3 protein-coding genes are annotated in these 21,744 nt (G+C 52.5%); all 3 read left to right on the top strand.

Going from position 1 to position 21,744, the window contains the following annotated elements:
• The first annotated feature begins 23 nt into the window (after positions 1-23).
• The 3 genes from NSQ24_RS20280 to NSQ24_RS20270 all read left to right on the top strand — a co-directional run bounded on the left by NSQ24_RS20280 (position 24) and on the right by NSQ24_RS20270 (position 21,651).
• Entirely contained in the window at positions 24-2,402 is a 2,379-nt protein-coding gene (locus NSQ24_RS20280; RefSeq protein ID WP_251255113.1) for a penicillin acylase family protein, read from the top strand.
• Positions 2,403-2,487: 85 nt separating this feature from the next.
• The gene (locus tag NSQ24_RS20275) at positions 2,488-11,088 is read left to right on the top strand and encodes an amino acid adenylation domain-containing protein (protein WP_339166468.1); all 8,601 of its coding nucleotides are present in this window, start codon (positions 2,488-2,490) and stop codon (positions 11,086-11,088) included.
• Between the two features lie 33 nt (positions 11,089-11,121).
• On the top strand, positions 11,122-21,651 hold the full coding sequence (locus NSQ24_RS20270) for an amino acid adenylation domain-containing protein (RefSeq protein WP_339166467.1): 10,530 nt from the start codon (positions 11,122-11,124) through the stop codon (positions 21,649-21,651).
• Positions 21,652-21,744: the final 93 nt, after the last annotated feature.

The raw sequence follows: 21,744 nt of genomic DNA, 5'->3' as shown, positions 1-21,744 counted from the left end.
CTTCAATAGGAGGTTGTTCCGCCATGCACGATCAAAATGTGGATGTGTCAGTCCACCTGCAATCGGTTGTCCGCCATGGTATTCCGAAAACATCCGGGGAGCTGAAAGTAGCAGCTTTGCACAAACCTGTTCACGTGTATCGGGACCACAGAGGCGTGCCTCATATTGAGGCCCGGACAGCAGCCGATCTGTATCTGGCACAAGGGTTTGTGACTGCTCAAGAACGCATGTGGCAGATGGATATGTCGCGCAGGCTAACAAGCGGGCGGTTGTCGGAAGTAATGGGCTCCTCGACGGTAAACTCGGATAAACTGTATCGCAAGCTTCAACTAAAAAGAGCCGCCGAGGATTCCCTGACCCAGTGTTCGCCAGCGACCAGAAAGATCCTGGACAGTTTTTCCCAGGGCGTGAACGCCTACCTGCGTCAAGCTGTTGAAGAAAACACGCTTCCGCTCGAATGCAATCTGCTGGGGTATCAGCCGGAGTTCTGGACGCCGATTGATACGCTGTTGATCGGCAAGCTGCTGGCAGCGAGCCTGAGCGAAAATATGAAAGCGGAAGTGTATCGCCATCTTTTGCGAAATCAAGTAGGCGATGAGTTGGCCAAACAACTTTGGCCTGTCTATCCAGCTGACGGCTTTATCACGATTTCCAGTCAACACACCGGGGGGAGCACTGTTTCCGAAAAGGAAGCTGATTTGCCCATAAACATTCAGATGGAATTGAGGAGTTTATTGCAATTTTTCACGGGATCAGGCGCCGTTGCCGGTTCGAACGGGTGGGTCGTTTCCGGAAAGCTGACGAAGAGCGGAAAGCCGCTCTTGGCGAACGATCCGCATCTCGGTATGGATACGCCGTCCATCTGGTTTCAAACTCATTTGCATCTGCTGGCTGAAGAAAAAACGTTGAATGTGATCGGGGTGACACTGCCCGGGGTACCCGGTGTCGTGTTGGGGCACAACGACTCCATCGCCTGGGGGGTAACGAATGCAATCGCGGATACACAGGATTTATACATAGAAAAGTTTAACAGCGACAATCCGCATCAAGTGTACCAGGAGGGCAAGTGGGAGGACGTTACCGTTGTTCGCGAAGTGATAGAGGTAAAAGGTGAGGCAAGCATACCCATGGAAGTGCGAATTACCCGTCACGGCCCTGTTTTGACAGACCACACTCCAGAAGTCTCAAAACGGGAAGAATACGGATTGTCTTTGCGATGGACGGCGTACTCTCCGGGCAGAGAGATCGAGGCGTTTTTGGAGATGAACAGAGCGGAGAACTGGGAGCAATTCAAACAAGGTCTGCAAAAAATCGTCTCTCCGGCACTAAATGTGTTGTTTGCCTCCAATGACGGCACGATCGCATTCAAAACCGTTGGAGCAATACCGATTCGTGCCAAAGGGGACGGACTGGTTCCCGTGCCCGGTTGGACGAATGAATTTGAGTGGAACGGGTTTATCCCTTTTGAGAAGTGTCCCGAAGTGGTAAATCCCGAGGAAGGATTTATCGTCGCGGCTAACAACAAAATCGTCAATGACTCCTATCCGTATCTGATCGCCCATTCATGGGATGCACCGTATCGGGCCAACCGGATTGCCAAGGTCCTTCGCGGCAGCAAAGAGTTTTCATCAGAAGATATGCGTCGTCTTCAAGCGGACCTTTTCAACGAACAAGCGACAACCTTGCTGCCTGCCTTGCTTGCATTGTTCAATCAGGTGCAGCTCACAGACGTGGAGCAGAAAGCGTTGCAATTATTGCAAGAATGGAATTATCAAGACGAGGCCGAGCAGGCAGCCCCCCTTATGTATCACTTGTGGTTCGATCTGTTGCGAAAACGATTGTACGAACCGAAATTGGGACCTGCGCTGTATCAACTCATGGCAGATGGCACCAATGTGACAGACGCCATGCTGCTCGAAGCGGCAGCGGGTCGCGAAAACGACTGGATCAAACAGGCGGGGGGAATCAAAGAACTTGCCATCAGTAGCTTTATCAGCGCTGTGCAGCAAGCGGTTGACTTGCAGGGCGAGAACCCTCAAGCGTGGAGGTGGGGCGAATACCATCGAATCCGCTACACCCACCCGTTGGCAGCTGTCATGAAATCTCTCGGGATTCCGGTAGAGGAACCGGATATTCCCATGGGCGGCAGCAGACAAACCGTGTGTCTGATGGGTTTTGACGGATCGGGAGTCGTGGGATACGGCGCTCCGTGGCGTCAGGTTGTCGATCTGTCCGATCTTGCCGGCAATTCCTTTGATATTGTCGCACCGGGGCAATCGGGCCATGTTTTTAGCTGCTGGTATTCCGATCAGGCAGTCCCCCATGCCGCTGGAGAACTGTGCAAGCAATGGTTCGCACCAGAAGAGTACCGAAAAGGAGACCTGCTGGTCCTTCATCCATAATCGTGAGGAGAGAAGGGCCAGGGTCTGGCTGTGCGATCAATTACCAAATTTTGCATAAAATTATAAAATTTGGAGGTCATCTGCAATGCGGCCATTCATGTCCGAAGAAACGCTTATGTATTCTACCATGGTAGAGATGCTGCAATCGAGAGCAAACGAGCGACCCAACCAGGAGGCTTACCGCTTTTTGCTCGATGGGGAATTGAACGAAGAGAGCATGACTTTCGCAGAATTGGACCGGCGGGCAAGAGTGATTGGAGCCAAGCTGCAGCACATGCAGGCGGGTGGGGAGCGCGTTCTGCTGCTATATCAACCGGGGCTTGAGTATATCGCTGCCTTTTTCGGTTGTCTCTATGCAGGAAGTATAGCTGTACCTGCATACCCCCCGACTTCTCCTCGGCTCATACCGAGGATTCACGCCATTGCTATGGATTGTCAGGCAAAAATCGCACTCACGACTTCAAAACTGGCAACGAATTTCAAAGAGAGCTTTGCCGCGCTCCCGGAAATGAACGGGGTAACGTGGCTGGCTACCGATCAAATAAGCGGAATCAGTGAAAATGATTGGAAGACCCCTGATCTGAACGGGGAATCTCTCGCATTCTTGCAGTATACCTCGGGTTCTACCTCTACTCCCAAAGGAGTGATGGTTCGTCACGGAAACCTGCTGCACAATTTATCTGCGATAAAGGAAAGTTTCGGAATTACCTCGGAGGACCGCGGCGTTATTTGGCTGCCGCCGTATCACGATATGGGACTGATTGGTGGAATTCTTGAGCCGTTATACGCAGGCTTCCACACAACGCTCATATCTCCGTTCGACATGATGCAGCGGCCTCTGCGCTGGCTGCAAGCCATTTCCCGTACGGCCGCTTCTGTAAGCGGCGGTCCCAATTTTGCTTACGAACTATGCGTCAAGAGGATTACAGATGAACAGAAAGCGGAGCTGGACTTGAGCAGTTGGGAAGTGGCCTTTAACGGCGCGGAACCGATTCGCGAAGAGACGATTGAGCGTTTTGCCGAGGCTTTCGCACCTTGCGGATTTAAAAAAGAGGCTTTTTACGCGTGCTACGGATTGGCTGAAGGTACGCTGTTCGTCTCCGGTGGAAAACGGTTAACACTTCCGGCCATCCAAAAGTTCGACAAGGAGGCGCTGACGGACAATCGGGTGCTTGAGCAGCCACCTTCATTTGACTCCGACACCAGTCAGGCACTGGTGGGATGCGGACAATCGGTTTCCGATCAAACGGTGTGCATTGTTCATCCGCAGACGCTCAGAAAGTGCGGGGCTGATGAAATCGGCGAGATATGGGTAGCCGGGCGAAGTGTTGCCGGCGGTTACTGGGGAAATGAAGAGCAGACTGCTGCTACGTTCAACGCATATCTGTCGGACAGCGGAGAAGGGCCTTTCCTCCGTACAGGCGACCTCGGCTTTTTGCAAAACGGCGAGCTGTTCGTAACCGGACGATTGAAGGATTTGATCATTATTCGCGGTCGCAACTACTATCCGCAGGACATCGAATTGTCAGCACAGAAGAGCCATTTTGCCTTGCGACCGGAATGCGCGGCATTTTCCGTCCAAGTAAACGGGGAAGAAAGGCTCGTCATTGTTTCCGAGATCGATCGTCATCACCGACAGGTTGACGTCGAAGAAGTAACCAGCTGCATCCGTCAGGCCGTCGCACAGGATCACGGGGTGCAGGTTTACGCGATCCAGCTTGTCCGTTATGGCAGCATTCCGAAAACATCAAGCGGAAAAATACAGCGCCGCTTATGCCGTGAAATTTACCTCCAAGACCGATTCCATGTCATCGGCAGCCACGTATTGGATGACGAACCATTCGAAGAAACGATAGACCCGACGGTGAATCGCGATGCTTTGTTGAGGATGGGACCGGAAGAACTCCAGACGGAACTGAAAGCGTATCTGGGCAATATCATACCGCGCGTCTTGCAAATCTCGTCCTCCCAATACGATGCCGGTCAGCATTTGAGCACGCTGGGAATGGACTCGGCGCGAGCGATGCAGCTCCAGTATACGATTGAAACAGATCTCGGGATCGTCCTGAATCCGACAGAATTGTTTGAGGTGGAAAGCTCGACCAAACTTTCAAAGCTGTTGGCGGAACGCTTGAATGGACATCACCAAGTGATCGCGAATGCGAGCAAGGGTGAAGAGGAGGAGTATTACGTGCCTCTCTCGCGCGGTCAGCAGGCACTTTGGTTTATGCATAAGCTGGCGCCGCACAGCAGTGCGTACAACATCAGCAAAGCGGTCCGCATAAAGGGGCAGATGAATGTTCCCGTACTGATCGAATCGTTCAACGAACTGGTGAGCCGGCATGACGTACTGCGAACAGCGTATCCCGCACTGGAGAACGGACTGCCGCTTGGATACGTGCGCAAAAACATCGAAGCGAACGTGAAAATTGAGGATGCATCCACTTGGGATACGATCACCCTGCATCAACGCATGGAAGAAGAGGCGCACCGACCGTTTGATCTGGAGAAAGGGCCGCTCATGCGCGTGCAGCTCTTTCAAACAGCTCTGGAGGATCACGTTTTGTTGTGGTCGTTCCATCATATTGTGATAGATCTGTGGTCATTTGACCTGTTGTTTTCAGAATGGAGCCAGTTGTATACGAAAAAAGCCGCAGGAGAAAAATCGTACCTCGAGCCGGTATCCGTACGGTTTGCCGATTATGTGCTCTGGCAAGAGAACATGCTTGCTGATCGCGAGGGAGCAGATCAATTCGCGTACTGGGAAAAAAGGCTGTCAGGAGAACTTCCGATCCTGAACATGCCAACCGATCATCCGCGGCCGCTTGTTCAGACGTACAATGGGGCTGCCAAAACCATTCGACTGAATGGGCAAACGACAGTTGCATTGAAGCAGCTCAGCAAAACGTACAAAACTACCTTGTATACGGCGCTGTTGGCCAGCTACGCTGTGCTGTTGCACCGTTACGCTGGTCAGGATGACTTGATCATCGGCTCCCCGATGGCAGCCAGATCCCGGTCGGAGCTGGTAAAACTGGTTGGCTATGTAACGAACCCTGTACCGATCAGAGTTGATTTGTCAGGAAATCCGGACTTTGTCACCTTGTTGAAAAAAGTGCGCGGGATCGTATTAGAGGCGTATGCGCACCAGGATTATCCGTTTGAAGTGCTGGTAGAAAAACTGCAGCAGGAACGGGACGCCAGCCGTTCACCGATCTTCCAGACCGCGTTTGTCATGCAAAATGTGGGCGGCAGTTACAGGAGACTGGCTCCATTGATCGCTGGCGGTCAAAAGGAAGGAATCGAGCTGGGCAACCTTCTTCTGGAACCAGTAGAGCTCAACGAACAGGCAGCTCCATTTGATCTGACGATGACGGTCGTCGAAGTAGGTGATGTTCTCTCGATTGAGCTGAAATACAATACCGACCTGTATGAGGAACCAACGATCGATCGTCTGTTAAACAGCTATGCGACGCTGTTGACCGAGATCGCAAATGATCCGACCCAGCAAGTCTCCACGCTTCCGATTCTGTCGGCGGAAGGAAAAACACATCTCCTGGAAATGCACCATCCAGCGGCTGCCTTTCCGAAAGAGCAGTGCATCCATCAATGGTTTGAACGCCAAGCAGCGCTTCATAAAGGAGAAACTGCGGTTGTTTGCGGAGACGAACGGATTACCTACGGTGAATTAAACAGCCGGGCAAACCAATTAGCCCATCATTTGCAACAGGAGGGGATCGGTCCGGATGATCTTGTCGGGATCTCCGTAGAGCGGTCCATCGAGATGATCGTGTGCATTCTCGGTGTGTTAAAAGCTGGCGGAGCATATGTGCCTCTTGATCCGGCCTATCCAAAAGAGCGCTTGGAGTTCATGCTGAAAGATTCGGCAGTCCGTATTTTGCTGACCCAGAAGCGACTGTTATCCGATTTGCCAAAGAGCGATGTAAAGACTTTGTGCGTAGATTCCGATTGGGACGCAATCGCTCAAAACAGCAGCGAAAATCCGGCAAGCGGCACAACACCCGATCACCTGGCCTACGTCATCTATACGTCCGGATCGACCGGGAAGCCAAAAGGCGTGCTGATTCCTCATTACCAAGTCATCCGCCTGTTCCAAGCAACAGAACCGTGGTATTCGTTTACGGAGCAGGACGTGTGGACGATGTTCCATTCCTATGCCTTTGATTTCTCCGTTTGGGAAATTTGGGGAGCATTGCTTTACGGCGGACGCCTGGTGATCGTTCCTTATTGGATCAGCCGCTCGCCAGAAGAATTCTATCGAGTGCTTGTCAAAGAAAGAGTGACGGTTCTGAACCAAACACCTTCGGCCTTCTCGCAATTGATGAAGGCGGAAGAGACGATCGGCATGTCAGACGATCTCGCTCTGCGCCTGGTGATCTTCGGCGGTGAGGCGCTTGACATTCCGTCGCTTGGTCCCTGGTTTGATCGTCACGGCGACAAACGTCCGCAGTTGGTGAATATGTACGGGATCACGGAAACAACCGTTCACGTCACGTATCGCCCGCTCTCGAAGGCGGACGTGGATAAACAGGCGAGCTTCATCGGGCAGCCGATCCCGGACCTGCGAATCTACATCCTTGATCAGCAGCTTCAGCCTGTGCCGATTGGGGTGGCAGGAGAGATGTTTGTAGGAGGGGCGGGTGTAGCACGGGGGTACCTGAATCGCCCGGAATTGACGAAATCAAGATTTATTGCGAATCCGCACAACGAATCGGAAATCCTGTATCGAACCGGTGATTTGGTTCGTTTCCATGCCAACGGAGACATCGAGTATTTGGGTCGCATCGATCACCAGGTAAAAATCAGGGGATTCCGAATCGAGCTGAATGAAATCGAAGCGGTGATTGCAAAGCATCCCGAGGTACGGGACAATATCGTATTTGCCCGAAATGATTTGCACGGGGAAAAGCATCTGGCAGCGTATGCAGTGGTCGCGCCAGGCAGCTCCCTCGGTTCAGCGGATTTGCGCCGTTTTCTCCAGGAGAGACTTCCCGCTTTTATGGTGCCGTCCTCTTTCTATCTGCTTGATGCACTGCCGATGACAGAGAACGGCAAGGTAGATCGCAAGGCACTGCTTGCTATTTCACCATCAAAACCGGAATCGGAAGCAGTCTATGTGCCGCCTGCCACCGCGGAAGAAGAGATTTTGGTTTCCGTATGGGAAAACATCCTTCACGTACAGAAAATCGGCATCGACGATAACTTCTTTAATCTGGGCGGCGACTCGATCCGCAGCATTGCCATCCTGTCTCAGGCGAGGGAACGCGGGTTGGATTTATCCATACAGGATCTCTTTCAGTATCAAACGATTCGTGAATTGGCTGCAGTTGCGAAACGGGTTCAACAACATGAAGAAAGTACAGGTGGAAAAGAGCCATTCGGACTGATTTCTGCGGAAGACCGCCTGTTGATTCCGCAACAGGTGGAGGACGCTTATCCGCTGAGCATGACACAAGCGGCATTCGTCTATCACAGCGAGATGTCGTCCGATTATCAGGTCTATCTTTCCAGTTATCGCGTACGCTGCCTATTCGACCAAGCCGCTTTGGAAGAGACCCTGCAGCAAATGGTTCAGCGCCATCACATCTTGCGCACGTCATTTGACATCAGCCATTTCAGTCAGCCGCTTCAATTGGTATACAGAGAAGCTGCCATATCTTTGCACGTAGAAGACCTGCGGCACTTGTCCCATGAGCAGCAGCAGGAACACTTGTCTGCCAGACTGGAGCAAGAGCGGAAAACACCGTTTGATTGGCAGAAACCGGGATTATGCCGTTTTTATGTCTGCCGTTATTCTGATGAAGAGTTCCAGTTGGTGCTGATTGAGCCGTTCCTGGACGGTTGGAGCGTCGTGTCCCTGATCACCGAGCTGCTCACCGATTACGCTGCATGGGTTACGAATGGACAGCGACCCGAGAAAGCGCCTTTGCAGAGCTCCTATCGCGATTTTGTGGAGCTGGAGCAGAAGACGCTGCAATCGGAAAAAGCGCGCCGTTTCTGGAACGAAAAGTTGAGTGACTGCGTAATCACACCTTTATACCGTTGGCCTAAATCTGAAGCCAAACAGGACAACAGCAAAGGCCGCATCTGGGTTCCGCTTTCTGCCAAAGTGAGCGAGGGATTAAGAAATCTGGCCAATACCACAGCCATCCCGTTGAAAAATATCTTTCTCGCCGGGCACCTCAAGGTGTTGAGCATGCTGACAGGACAGACGGACGTGATCTCCGGTTTGATCGCAAACGGGCGTCTGGAGCATACTGACGGCGATAAAGTGCTCGGAATTTTTCTAAACACACTGCCGCTTCGGGCGGAGCTGTCGCCAGGCACCTGGATCGATCTGGTGAAGACGGCGTTTGATTCTGAACGGGAAATACTGCCCTATCGGCGATATCCGCTTGTTCAGCTGCAAAAAGAACACAGCTCGGGTCAGCCGTTGTTTGATGTAGTGTTCAACTACACCCATTTCCATATCGCAGAGAGCTTGCACAGCGTGCCAAATGTTGAAATCATCAATGCCGCGCAGTCCGATTACACCTATGTTCCGCTGACAGCGCAATTTACGGTAGACATCAACACGTCACAGGTTTTGTTCGCGCTTGATTTTGAAACGGATGAATTAACCGAAGATCAGGTGGAAACAATCGGACGCTATTATCAAAACGTCCTGGAGGCAATGGCGGAGAATCCGTTAGGCCGTCACGAGATACAATCCTTCCTGACAAAAGAAGAGACGGATAAGCTGTTGGTCGAATGGAACAGCAGGCGTGCGGACTACCCGGTGGACCAACTCTTTCATGCGCTTTTTGCAAAACAGGCAGGAAAGACGCCAGAGAAGCCCGCTGTTGTTTTCGACGGCAAGGAATTGTCTTACGCGGAATTGGAGCGGAAATCCAATCAACTCGCTCGCTTTTTGCAAGCCCGCGGAGTCGAACGTGACGTCTTTGTTGGTTACTTTGGGGAACGCAACCTGGAGTGGGTGATCTCGATCATGGCAATATGGAAGGCCGGTGGCATTTATGTTCCGCTCGATCCTGCCTATCCGAAAGAACGCTTGACGCACATGATCGAAGATGCAGATTTGAAGGTACTGCTTACGTACGATCGCTTGCTTGGCGTGTTTCCAGAGAAGAACAACATTTCCCTATGCTTGGACAGAGACTGGGAGACAATCGCACAAGAGAGCAGCGAGCCGGTAAGCGCGAACGGGAAGCCGGAAGATGTCGCCTACGTCATTTACACATCAGGTTCTACCGGAAAACCAAAAGGCGCGATGGTAGAACACCGAGGAATGGTAAACCATCTCTATGCAAAAATCGATGACCTGGGCATGACAGAGGCGGATCGTGTAGCGCAAAACTCGTCCCAGTGCGTCGACATCTCCGTGTGGCAGTTGTTTGCCGTGATGTTGACCGGAGGCCGTGTTGTGATTTTGAAAGACGAAGTCGCCTTTGACCCGTCACGACAGCTCGATGCAATGGCACACCTCCAATTGACGATTGTGGAAACGGTCCCTTCATTGCTGCGGGCGATGCTGGAAGAGATCGCGTTGCGCGATTTTAAACAACCTGATTTGTCTTCGCTTCGCTGGATGATTCCAAACGGCGAGGTGTTGCCGCCTGAATTGTGCAAAAGATGGCTTGGTTACTACCCGAATGCCTATCTCATCAATGCATACGGACCTACGGAGTGTTCCGATGATGTGTTGCATCACTTTATCAAAGAACCTCCGGGAGAAGAGGTGGCGACAATTCCGATCGGCCGACCCATCGCCAATATGCAGATGTACGTCCTGGATAAAAATAGGCAGCCGGTACCAATTGGGGTAGCTGGAGAGCTGTACATCGGTGGAATTGGGGTGGGGAGGGGCTATCTGAATGCTCCCGAGAAAAACGCCCAGACGTTCCTGGAAAATCCGTTTACGCAGGACGACAACCCTCGACTGTATAAAACCGGTGACCTCGTTCGTTACCGTCCGGATCGTTCTTTGGAGTTTCTGGGACGGATCGACTATCAAGTGAAAATACGCGGTTTCCGTATTGAACTCGGAGAGATAGAGACACTGCTCGGCAAACATCCGGCAATCGAGCATGTAACCGTGGTTGCACGTGAAGACGAACGAGGCGAGAAGCAATTGGTTGCCTATTTCGTTGCCGCAGCGGGCATGAAACCGACGAAAGCGGAGCTGCGCGATTTCCTCTCGCAAGAAATTCCGGAATATATGATCCCGTCGTCGTTTATGCAGCTCGAAGAGTTCCCGCTGACGCTCAATGGAAAAATTGACCGGAAAGCGCTGCCGTCCCCTCTGACAGATGTCGAGGAAGAGCAATTTGTCGCACCGCGTTCAGAACTGGAACAACAGCTTGCTTCGATTTGGGGAGAGGTGCTGGGATATAAGCGAGTGGGTATCCGTGATCACTTCTTTGAGCACGGTGGCCATTCCTTGTTGGCCACACAGTTAATTTCCCGGATTCGCAAAGCGTTTCAGATTGAATTGCCACTCCGGGCATTGTTTGAAGCTCCGACTGTAGAGCAACTGGCCGAGCTGGTTCAACAGGCGCTGGCTCCTCAGAGCGTTCAAACCGAGCTGGCTGATTTGCTCGAGCAGATTGAAAATCTATCAGATGAAGAAGCAGAGGCTTTGTTGAGCCAGTTGAAAGAAAAGTAAATCCATTGCGTATGCGATGCCGGAGGTGCCAGGATGCGTTTGGAATCAAAAGGCAATGATCGCTTGGCTGAACTATCCCCAGCTAAACGAGCTCTACTCGAAAAAATGTTGGAAAGCAAACGACGTGAAAATTCTGCGGGCGAACGAATTCCTGTTCGCCCGCAGGAAAACGCCATTCCGCTATCATTTGCCCAGCAGCGGCTGTGGTTTCTGGATCAATATGAACCGGAAAGTCCAGTCTATAATCTTTGCTACGCGATCCGTCTGACAGGCAACCTTTGGATACCGATTCTGGAGCGATGCTTTCAGGAGATTCTTGATCGTCATGAGGTATTGCGGACGACTTATTCCGTTGTGGATGGAGAGCCGATACAGGTGATCAATCCGCCTGTTCCGGTGAAGATACCGGTGAAATCCCTTGGAGCCTTGTCCGAACAGGAAAAAGAAGCAGAAGTACAGCGGCTGGCTCGGGAGGAAGCGCAAAAGTGCTTTCACCTGACGGAAGATTCCATGCTGCGAACGACCCTTCTGCGCCTTCATGAGACGGAGCACATTCTGCTTGTTACCATTCATCATATCGCTGCAGACGGGTGGTCTCTGGGTGTTCTCGTTCATGAGATGATGCAGCTCTACACTGCCTTTTATCATGAGCAGGCTTCACCTTTAACACCTTTGCCGATTCAATATGCCGACTTCGCCCATTGGCAACGGGAGTGGGCAAACAGGCAGGAATTTCAAAGACAACTGGATTTCTGGAAACAAAAACTGTCGGGAAGCTTGCCCGTTTTGCAACTTCCGACAGACAGACCACGCCCGACCATACAGACGTTTCGAGGTGCTGTTGAACGCTTTTCCCTGTCGCACGAGCTTGCCCACTCTCTCCGGGATATAAGCGCGCAGTCGGGGACGACGTTGTTTATGACATTGCTCGCGGCGTTTAAGACTTTGTTATTCCGCTATACGCAACAGGACGACATCCTGGTCGGCACTCCGATCGCCAATCGAAACAGGAGTGACATCGAAGGATTGATCGGCTTTTTTGTAAACACGCTTGTCATGCGGAGTCAACCGTCCGGAACAGCAACCTTTCGCGAATACCTTGCCCAGATACGCGACGTCGCTCTGGAAGCGTATGCCCATCAGGACGTGCCGTTTGAGAAGCTGGTAGCGGACATTTTACCCAGCCGCCTTTTGAGTCATTCTCCCTTGTTTCAAGTGATGTTCATCTTGCAAAACGCGCCGATGTCCGAGATGAAGCTGCCCGAGCTTGACGTGGAACACTTCATTCTGGATAGCGGAACGACGAAGTTCGATTTGACTTTTTCCTTTACAGAAACAGCAAACGGATTGAACGGATCAGTTGAATACAATGTCGACTTGTTTGAAAAGAAGACCATTGAGCGAATGATCCGTCATTTTGAAACACTGCTGATGAGTATCGCAAGCAACCCGGAGCAAACGTTATCCCAGTTGGGCATCCTGCCGGATTCAGAGCGGCGAACAGTGCTGGAGGAGTGGAATCGGACAGAGAACCGAGAGCTACAAGATCCGGGGTGCACCCATGAAATGGTTGAGCGGCAGGCGGTGAAAACGCCAGATGCGATTGCCGTGGAGGACGAAACGAGACAGCTTACCTACGACGAGGTGAACCGGCGTGCCAATCAACTGGCCCATTACCTGCAAAAGTCGGGTGTTCGGCCGGATTCACTCGTAGGGATATGCTTGAATCGCTCAGTCGATACGGTTGTGGCCGTGCTTGCGGTGCTGAAGGCCGGGGGAGCCTATGTCCCGATCGACCCTGCCTATCCCGCTGACCGAATTGCCTACATGCTGGAAGACAGCCGGGTGTCTATCCTCATCTCGCAACACAGAATTGCCCATGAGCTGCCGGCCTATGACGGCCAATGCGTTCTCATCGATACGGACTGGGCAGCAATCGCACAACAGAGTGATTCCAATCCGCACTGCTTGGTGAAGCCTGAAAACCTAGCTTATGTGATTTACACATCGGGTTCGACCGGCAAGCCAAAAGGTGTGATGATGGCACATAAACCGCTCGTCAACCTGTTGTTGTGGCAGATGAAATCGTTCCAAGACCCGAAGCCGGCCAGAACGCTGCAGTTTGCTCCCCTCAGTTTTGACGTCTCTTTTCAGGAAATCTTCTCAACGTTATGCTCGGGCGGCACCCTTCTGATGTCGGAAGAAGTGCGGCAGGATCCGGTAAAGCTGTTGAAGTTTTTATCCGGGCAGAAAGTGGAGCGGCTGTTTCTTCCCTTTGTCGCACTGCAACAACTGGCAGAGTCGGCCAATGTCCGAGAGACGGTACCTGAGCGGCTCCGCGAAATCATCACCGCTGGCGAGCAATTGCAAATCACCCGGCATATTAGCGGCTGGCTTGGAAAAATGAAAGGGTGCCGTTTGTACAACCACTACGGACCATCGGAAAGCCATGTGGTAACCAGCTACACCTTGCAGGGAGAACCGGAGGAGTGGCCTGTCCTGCCGCCAATTGGACGGCCGATTGACAACGTACAAATTTACCTGCTCGACCAGCATCTGCAGCCTGTGCCGATTGGCGTGCAGGGAGAGCTGTATATCGGTGGCACGGCACTCGCCCGTGGCTATTTGAACAGACCCGATCTAACCCTTGAAAAATTTGTTCCACACCCGTTTTCTACCGATCAGACGGAGCGCTTGTATCGCACAGGCGATGTAGCCCGCTTTTTGCCGGATGGGACGATTGAGTATATCGGCCGGATCGATCACCAGGTAAAGGTGCGCGGCTTCCGAATTGAGCTGGGAGAAATTGAAGCAACGCTTGGACAGCATCCGCAGATCAGGGAGACAGCCGTGGTTGTACGAGAGGATGTTCCAGGCGACAGGCGTCTGGTCGCTTATGTCGTGACCGAAGCAGGTGCTTCCTATTCCACCAAGGAACTTCGCGGATTTCTGCAAAAGCGGCTGCCGGAATACATGATTCCCGGCACTTATGTGCAGTTGGAGGCTCTTCCACTGTCGCCAAACGGAAAGATCGACCGGCGTGCACTGCCTGTTCCTGATTACGCAAATAGGAGCATGGAGCGAGAGTACGTACCCCCTTCGACACCGGAAGAAGCATGCGTGGCCAAGATCTGGAGCGAAGTGCTGCGTACAGAGCCGATCGGTCTTGGCGATAACTTTTTTGAATTGGGCGGTCACTCGCTGCTCGCCACACAAGTGATCTCAAGACTAAACCATGCATTCCGGATGGAAATTCCGCTGAAGACATTGTTTGAAGCTCCTACCGTCCGCGCCTTGGCTGAGTCCATTGCCCACGCCCGGCAAAAACGGCAGGAAAATGATGCACCCCCGATCCAGCCGGCGCCGCGTGAACAGGAAATGCCGCTTTCGTTTGCCCAGGAGAGGCTATGGTTTTTTGAGCAGTTTGAGCCGGGGACGGCCACGTACAACATTCCGGGAGCAATTCGCTTGGTTGGTGTGCTCGATGTTCATGCATTGGAGCGCAGCTTTGCAGAAATCGTGCGCAGACATGAATCACTTCGTACCGTTTTTTCGGCATCAAATGGCAGACCGATTCAAACCGTCCTCCGGGAAATGAAAATTCCATTGGTGACAGTCGACTTGCAACAGCTTCCGGCCGACCGTCGGGAGAGTGCCTTGCGTGAGCTGATCAAAACAGAAGCGGCGCTGCCATTTGACATCACGCAGGGGCCACTGCTTCGTACCACTCTTGCAAAGCTGGGGGAGACCGAGCACGTTCTGCTGATCACCATGCATCACATCATTTCCGACGGGTGGTCGCTCGGTGTATTCATTCGTGAAATGGCGGTACTCTATGACGCGTTTTGCAATCAGGCCTCTTCACCGCTGCCAGACCTCGATCTGCACTACGCCGATTTTGCCTATTGGCAGCGGCAGTATCTGCAGGGAGAAGAATTGGAAAAACAACTTGCCTATTGGAAAGGAGTCTTCCAACAGGAGCCTCCCGTCCTGCAGCTTCCGACCGACCGGCCTCGCCCGGCATCGCAAACATTTAACGGAGACGCCCAGCGCTTCGTTTTGGGAAAACAACTGACCGATGCACTCAAGACACTGTCTGTCCAGTCCGGAGCGACCTTGTACATGACCCTTCTTGCCGGTTTTAAAACGTTGCTGCACCGCTACAGCGGGCAGGAAGACATTGCAGTGGGTTCTCCGATCGCAAACCGGAATCGGAGCGAGTTGGAAGGGATGATTGGTTTTTTTGTCAATACACTGGTGATTCGCAGTCAGCCGAACAGTGTGATGTCGTTCCGTGAATACCTGGACCAGGTGCGTGAGGCAGCCGTCGGTGCTTTCGCCCACCAGGACCTCCCGTTCGAGCGGTTGGTAGCGGAGCTCGTACCGCAACGAAACAGGAGTGCCTCCCCGCTGTTTCAGGTGCTGTTCGTATTGCAAAATACGCTTGCATCAGACTTGGCATTGCCGGGACTGACAATGGAGCAACTAGATGCTGAAAGCGGAACTGCAAAATTTGACCTGACCCTCTCCATGCGGGAATCAGGTGATGAACTGATCGGCTATCTCGAATACAACACTGACCTGTTCAACCCAGATACAATTGCTCGCTTGATTGGACATTTTGAAACGCTGCTCGGGTCTATTGTCCAAAATCCGGACTACAAGCTTCACGAGCTGCCGCTGCTTACAGACAAGGAACGCCACCAATTGTTAATGGAGTGGAATCAGACACAGACGGACTATCCATCTCTTAGTTCGATCCAGCAGGTATTTGCCGAGCAGGTTGCCAAGGCTCCTGACGCAATCGCACTTGTCTGTCAAACAGAACAAGTAACTTATGATGAGACAAACCGCCGTGCCAATCAACTCGCCCGCCACCTCGTGAAGCTGGGTGTCAGAAGGGGAGAGTTGGTCGCGGTCTGCATGGATCGTTCCACAGATCTGATCGTCGCATTTTTGGCTATTCTCAAAGCGGGAGCAGCTTTCTTGCCGCTAGACCCTACTTATCCGAAAGAACGTCTGGCCTACATGCTGGAGGACGCACGCGCATCCGTTTTGATCACGGGTGGGAAAAGGGAGGATGTTCTGCCTTGGCAGCATCTTCGCGTGATTGACCTTGATCGAGACAGGCAGCAGATTGCCAGCGAAAGAGAGGAAGACATCGATACCGGCACAACTGCTGACGATCTAGCCTACGTCATGTATACGTCGGGCTCTACGGGCAAACCGAAAGGAGTTTGCATCCCTCATCGCGGAGTCATTCGCTTGGTGAAGGGGAACGGCTATGCCTCTTTTTCGCCGGAAGAAGTCTTTCTGCAATTTTCTCCCGTTTCATTTGATGCGTCCACGTTTGAAATCTGGGGCAGTCTCTTGAACGGCGCCCGCCTGGTCCTGTACCCAGGCAGCAAAGCGTCTCTGGAGGAATTGGGAAAAACGCTGCGGGAGCATCGGGTTACGACCTTATGGCTGACGGCGGGGCTGTTTCACCAGATGGTTGACCAGCGTCTGGATGATCTCATCCATGTAAAACAACTGTTGGCCGGAGGAGACGTCTTGTCCGTCTCTCACGTGAAAAAGGTACTGGAACACCTGCCCGGCATTAAGCTGATCAATGGATATGGACCTACGGAAAACACGACGTTTACCTGCTGCTATCCAGTGACAGACGGGAGTTTGGTTCAAGGATCGGTTTCGATTGGAAGGCCGATCGCCAATACGCGCGTATACATTTTGGATTCGTATCTTCAGCCGGTTCCGGTGGGAGTAACAGGCGAGCTCTACATCGGCGGAGACGGCTTGGCCAAAGGGTACCTCAATCAACCGGAGCTTACCTCAGAGCGATTTGTTTCCCATTCGTTCGATGCAAATATGGATACCCGTTTATACAAAACGGGCGATCTTGCTTGCTATCGCCCGGACGGAAACATCGAATTTCTCGGGCGGGCAGACCAGCAAGTGAAAATTCGGGGGTTCCGAATTGAATTGGGAGAAATAGAAGCTGTCTTGGATCAACACCCCGCTGTGCAGGAGAGTGTCGTCCAGGTATGGCAGGGAGAGAATGCCGATAAGCGACTGGTGGCTTATTTGGCTATTCCGCAAGAACCAAAGCCGGGCGTTGGCGAACTGCGTGCCTATCTCCAGAGCAGAGTGCCTGAACATATGATTCCTTCCTTGTTTGTTCTACTGGACGCTTTTCCGCTAACGTCAAACGGCAAAGTGGACAGAAAATCACTGCCGGCCCCTGATGAATCACAATTCGCACGGGATCGGGAATGGGTTGGTCCGCGTACACCTGCCGAACAGTCCCTGGCGGAGATTTGGTCGGAAGTGCTGGGCGTCCAACGAATAGGGGTTCATGACAATTTCTTTGAAATCGGCGGCCACTCCCTTTTGGCGACGCAAGTCATTTCGCGGATATCCTCCCATTTTGGGGTTGAGGTCTCTCTGCGAACGTTTTTTGAACAACCCATCATCGAACATCTCGCTGCCCTTGTCGATAACCGTGATCGTTCAGATCGACGGATTCCAGTGAGGCCGCTGCACTCACCCGCAAGGGAACTGGCCCCGCTTTCCTTTACCCAGGAGAGGGTATGGTTTTTTGAACAGATGGAACCGGGAACCGGCGTTTATCACATTCCAGGGGCGATTCGGCTGAGTGGGCAGCTTGACATTTTTGCATTGCAACGGGCCTTTGGGGAAATTGTTCAACGTCATGAAGCGCTGCGGACGACATTTGTCGAGGCAGATGGTCACCCGATGCAGAAGATTCTTCCCACGATGAATATTTCTGTACCATTTTCCGATTTGCGAAACCTTCCGGAGGAGTTGCGAAATAGGGAAGTGGAGCGGCTGGCCAGTGAGGAAGCGGAACGTCCATTTGACCTGGCTGCCGGGCCGCTGGCACGGTTTCGACTGCTCCAGCTAGAGGATCGGGAATACGTGCTGTTGTTTGCCTTGCACCATATCATTTCCGACGGCTGGTCCATCGACATCCTTTTCCGTGAATTCGGTGCACTGTACGAATCTTGCGTAACGCGCAAAAAACATGCTCTTCCCGAGATGACGATGCAATACGCCGATTATTCCGAATGGCAGCGGGATTGGCTGCAAAGCGAAGAACGCAAACGGCAGCTCCACTACTGGAAAGGCAAGCTGGGCGGGCATCTTCCGGTCCTGCAGCTCCCGACAGATCGGCCGCGGCCGGCGGTGCAGACGTTCCGGGGGGCATCTGAATCATTTACATTGTCAAAAGAGTTCACGGATACACTCAGTGCGATCAGCCAACGGGAAGGTGCGACTCTGTTCATGACACTGTTGGCGGCATTCAAGACGCTGCTCTATCGTTACTCGGGCCAGCATGACATCCTGGTAGGGACGCCAATTGCCAACAGGATGAATCGCGATTGCGAGAGTGTTATCGGATTTTTTGCCAATACGCTTGTATTGCGATCGGATTTGTCCCATGAATTGTCCTTCACACAGTTGCTGGCCCAAGTCAAACAAACGTCCATCGATGCCTACGCCAATCAAGAATTGCCGTTTGAGAAACTGGTGGAGGAGCTCCAACCGGAGCGTACTTTGAGCCACTCGCCTCTGTTCCAGGTGATGTTTGTGCTGCAGAACACGCCGAAGACGGATGTCGTCCTGCCAAACCTTGCGTTTGTTCCTGTTCAGGCGGAGACGCGGGTCAGCAAGTTTGACATCACCTTGTTCATGGAACAGACGGATCAAGGGTTGACCGGCAGCTTCGAATACAATACCGATCTCTTTGACGCAAGCACGATTCAACGCATGATTGGCCACTACCAAACACTGTTGGAAGGCATTGCTATGGAACCTGGCTGCCAGATTTCCAAATTGCCGCTTTTGACCGCGACAGAGCGTCATCAGCTGTTGGTTGAGTGGAACGATACAAAGGCGGAGTATCCGGAAGACATGTGTTTTCACCAGCTGTTTGAAGAACAGGTGGAAAAGACGCCCGACGAGGTAGCAGTCGTCTGCGGAGATGTGCGGTGGACGTACAGGGAATTGAATCGGCGGGCCAATATGCTAGCCCGCTATTTGCAAAAAAACGGTGTTGGACCGGAGCAGCTCGTTGGGATCTGCCTGGAACGCTCCGCGGAGCTGGTTTTGGCCATCCTTGGCATTCACAAGGCGGGAGGCGCCTATGTACCGATTGATCCGGGGTATCCGAAGGAGAGAATCTCGTTTATCGTGAGCGATGCGAAACCGTCGCTGTTGTTGACACAAGAGCGGTTGTGCAGCGTTCTGGAGCCGGGAGAAACAACCGTGATCAATCTGGATGCGGATTGGGACATCGTGCAGCAAGAGAGCGACAGCAACCCGGTTTGCATCGCAACGCCGGAAAATCTGGCCTATGTAATTTATACTTCGGGTTCAACGGGAACGCCGAAGGGAGCCCTAATCATTCATCGGGGACTGGTCAATTATTTGCACTGGTGCAAAAAGGCATATCCGGCAGAAGAGGGCACGGGTGCTCCTGTTCACTCGTCCGTTGCCTTCGATTTGACCATCACGAGCATGTTTGTGCCACTGATCGCGGGAAGAACCGTGATGATGCTCCCCGAGACGGCGGGAGTTGAGGGATTAGGGAATCTCCTGAAGGAATCGGAAAACTTCAGTTTGGTGAAAATCACACCGGCTCATATTCAGCTCCTCAATCAACAGCTATCGCCTGACCATGTAAAAACATGCACCAGATCGCTCGTCATCGGGGGAGAGAACTTATTGGCAGAGACAGTTGCCTTGTGGCGCAGGCATGCCCCGGGGACCGCACTGTTTAACGAATACGGTCCGACAGAAACCGTAGTAGGTTGTATCGTTTATCAAATACCGGAGAATATGGCGGCTACCGAATCGGTTCCGATCGGTCGTCCGATCGACAACATGCGCGTGTATTTGTTGGATTCAAACATGCAGCCCGTACCCATTGGCGTTCCAGGAGAAATTTATATCGGTGGAGCGGGCGTGGCACGTGGGTACCTCAATCGCCCCGAGTTGACGGCTGAGCGATTCATCGAGGACCCGTTCTACCCAGAACAAGGTTCGCGTCTTTACAAGACAGGGGACTTGGCTCGCTATCTGCCGGATGGCACTCTGGAATATTTGGGGCGTACGGACCACCAGGTGAAAGTGCGCGGATATCGGATAGAACTCGGAGAAATTGAAGGGGTGCTGAGTCAGCATCCCGCTGTAAAAGACAACGTCATTGCCGTGATGGCTGACGGCAGCGGAGAGAAAAGCTTGGTTGCCTACGTGGTGATGAACCCGGACACCCGATCTGCCCATGTGGAACTGCGGGCGTATTTACAGGAAAAACTGCCTGTGTACATGGTTCCCTCCCATTTTGTCACGCTGGATGAATTGCCATTGACGAGCAACGGAAAAGTTGATCGGAATGCCTTGCCTTTACCGGAAAGAAGCGGGACGGAGCTGGAGAGCAGCTACATGGCTCCACGAAATCCGGTGGAAGCAAAACTGGTCACGATCTGGGAAGAGCTGCTGTCGGTAAGCCCGATTGGCGTGTACGACAACTTCTTCCGCCTGGGAGGCCATTCGTTATTGGCGGTCAGGTTGTTTGCGCGAATAAAGGAGGAGTTCCATCAGAACGTCCCGTTGTCCGTTCTTTTTAAAGATCCTACGATCGCCCACCTGGCGCAAATGATCAGCCAGTCAAAAACAGAAATAGGCCATTCTTCGCTTGTTACCATACAGCCCAACGGTTCGCATCTGCCTTTCTTCTGCGTCCATCCGATTGGCGGAGGTGTCTTCTGCTATCAGCGTTTATCCGGTTTGCTAGGCAGTGAACAGCCGTTTTACGGATTACAGTCCAGGGGCCTTGCAGATGATCAGGAGCCGTTAAGCGGTGTGGAAGAGATGGCGATCCATTATCTGGAACAGATTCGATCGGTTCAAAAAAGCGGGCCGTACGTTCTCGCAGGCTGGTCATTTGGAGGAATTGTTGCGTATGAGATGGCGTATCAACTGCGGGAGGCGGGAGAACAAATCGCTGCCTTGATCTTGATGGACAGCTTTGCCCAAGCATACCGCAAAGACGCTGTACATGATCAGGTTACCGTGCTTGCAATGTTTGTCCAAGATTTGCTGGGCATAACAGCAAAAGAGATCCCCGGCTGGTTCCAATCGTTGCGCGATATTCCGATAGAACAGGCGATCCATACGTTGATGAACACCCTGATTGAACAGGAACTGCTGGGACAAAGCACATCATTTGAAGAGTTCGCGAGACTTTTTCGAGTATTCCAAGCCAACTGGACGGCCTACCGCCACTACGTGCCGAAGTCTTCCGGGCAGCCTATCATTCTCTTTACATCAGGCGACCGGGATGAGGGAGTCACCGGTATTTACAGCAGCCCGTCGAACGGGTGGGAAGAGGTGACAAACGGTGAAATAGAGATTCACGAACTCCCCGGCAATCATTTCACCATCCTGCAATCGCCCGGCGTTGAACAGATTGCCCAATCCATTGCAACTACAATGCGGAGAATCCATGATCGGAACTGGCTGCCAATGAACAGGTGATCGCCGTTGTCCATTCTTTCCCTCGTCGGGAGGAGGTAAGTGCACGATGAAGCAAGATCTTTCAGAAGAGATGACGTCCACCGGAAGAATCGG

Origin of the sequence: Brevibacillus sp. FSL L8-0520 (genome assembly GCF_037963895.1) — a bacterium.
In the GTDB taxonomy this organism is placed as follows: domain Bacteria; phylum Bacillota; class Bacilli; order Brevibacillales; family Brevibacillaceae; genus Brevibacillus; species Brevibacillus borstelensis.
The sequence above is the reverse complement of the archived record's forward strand: the minus strand, read 5'-3'. Positions and strand labels throughout refer to the sequence as shown.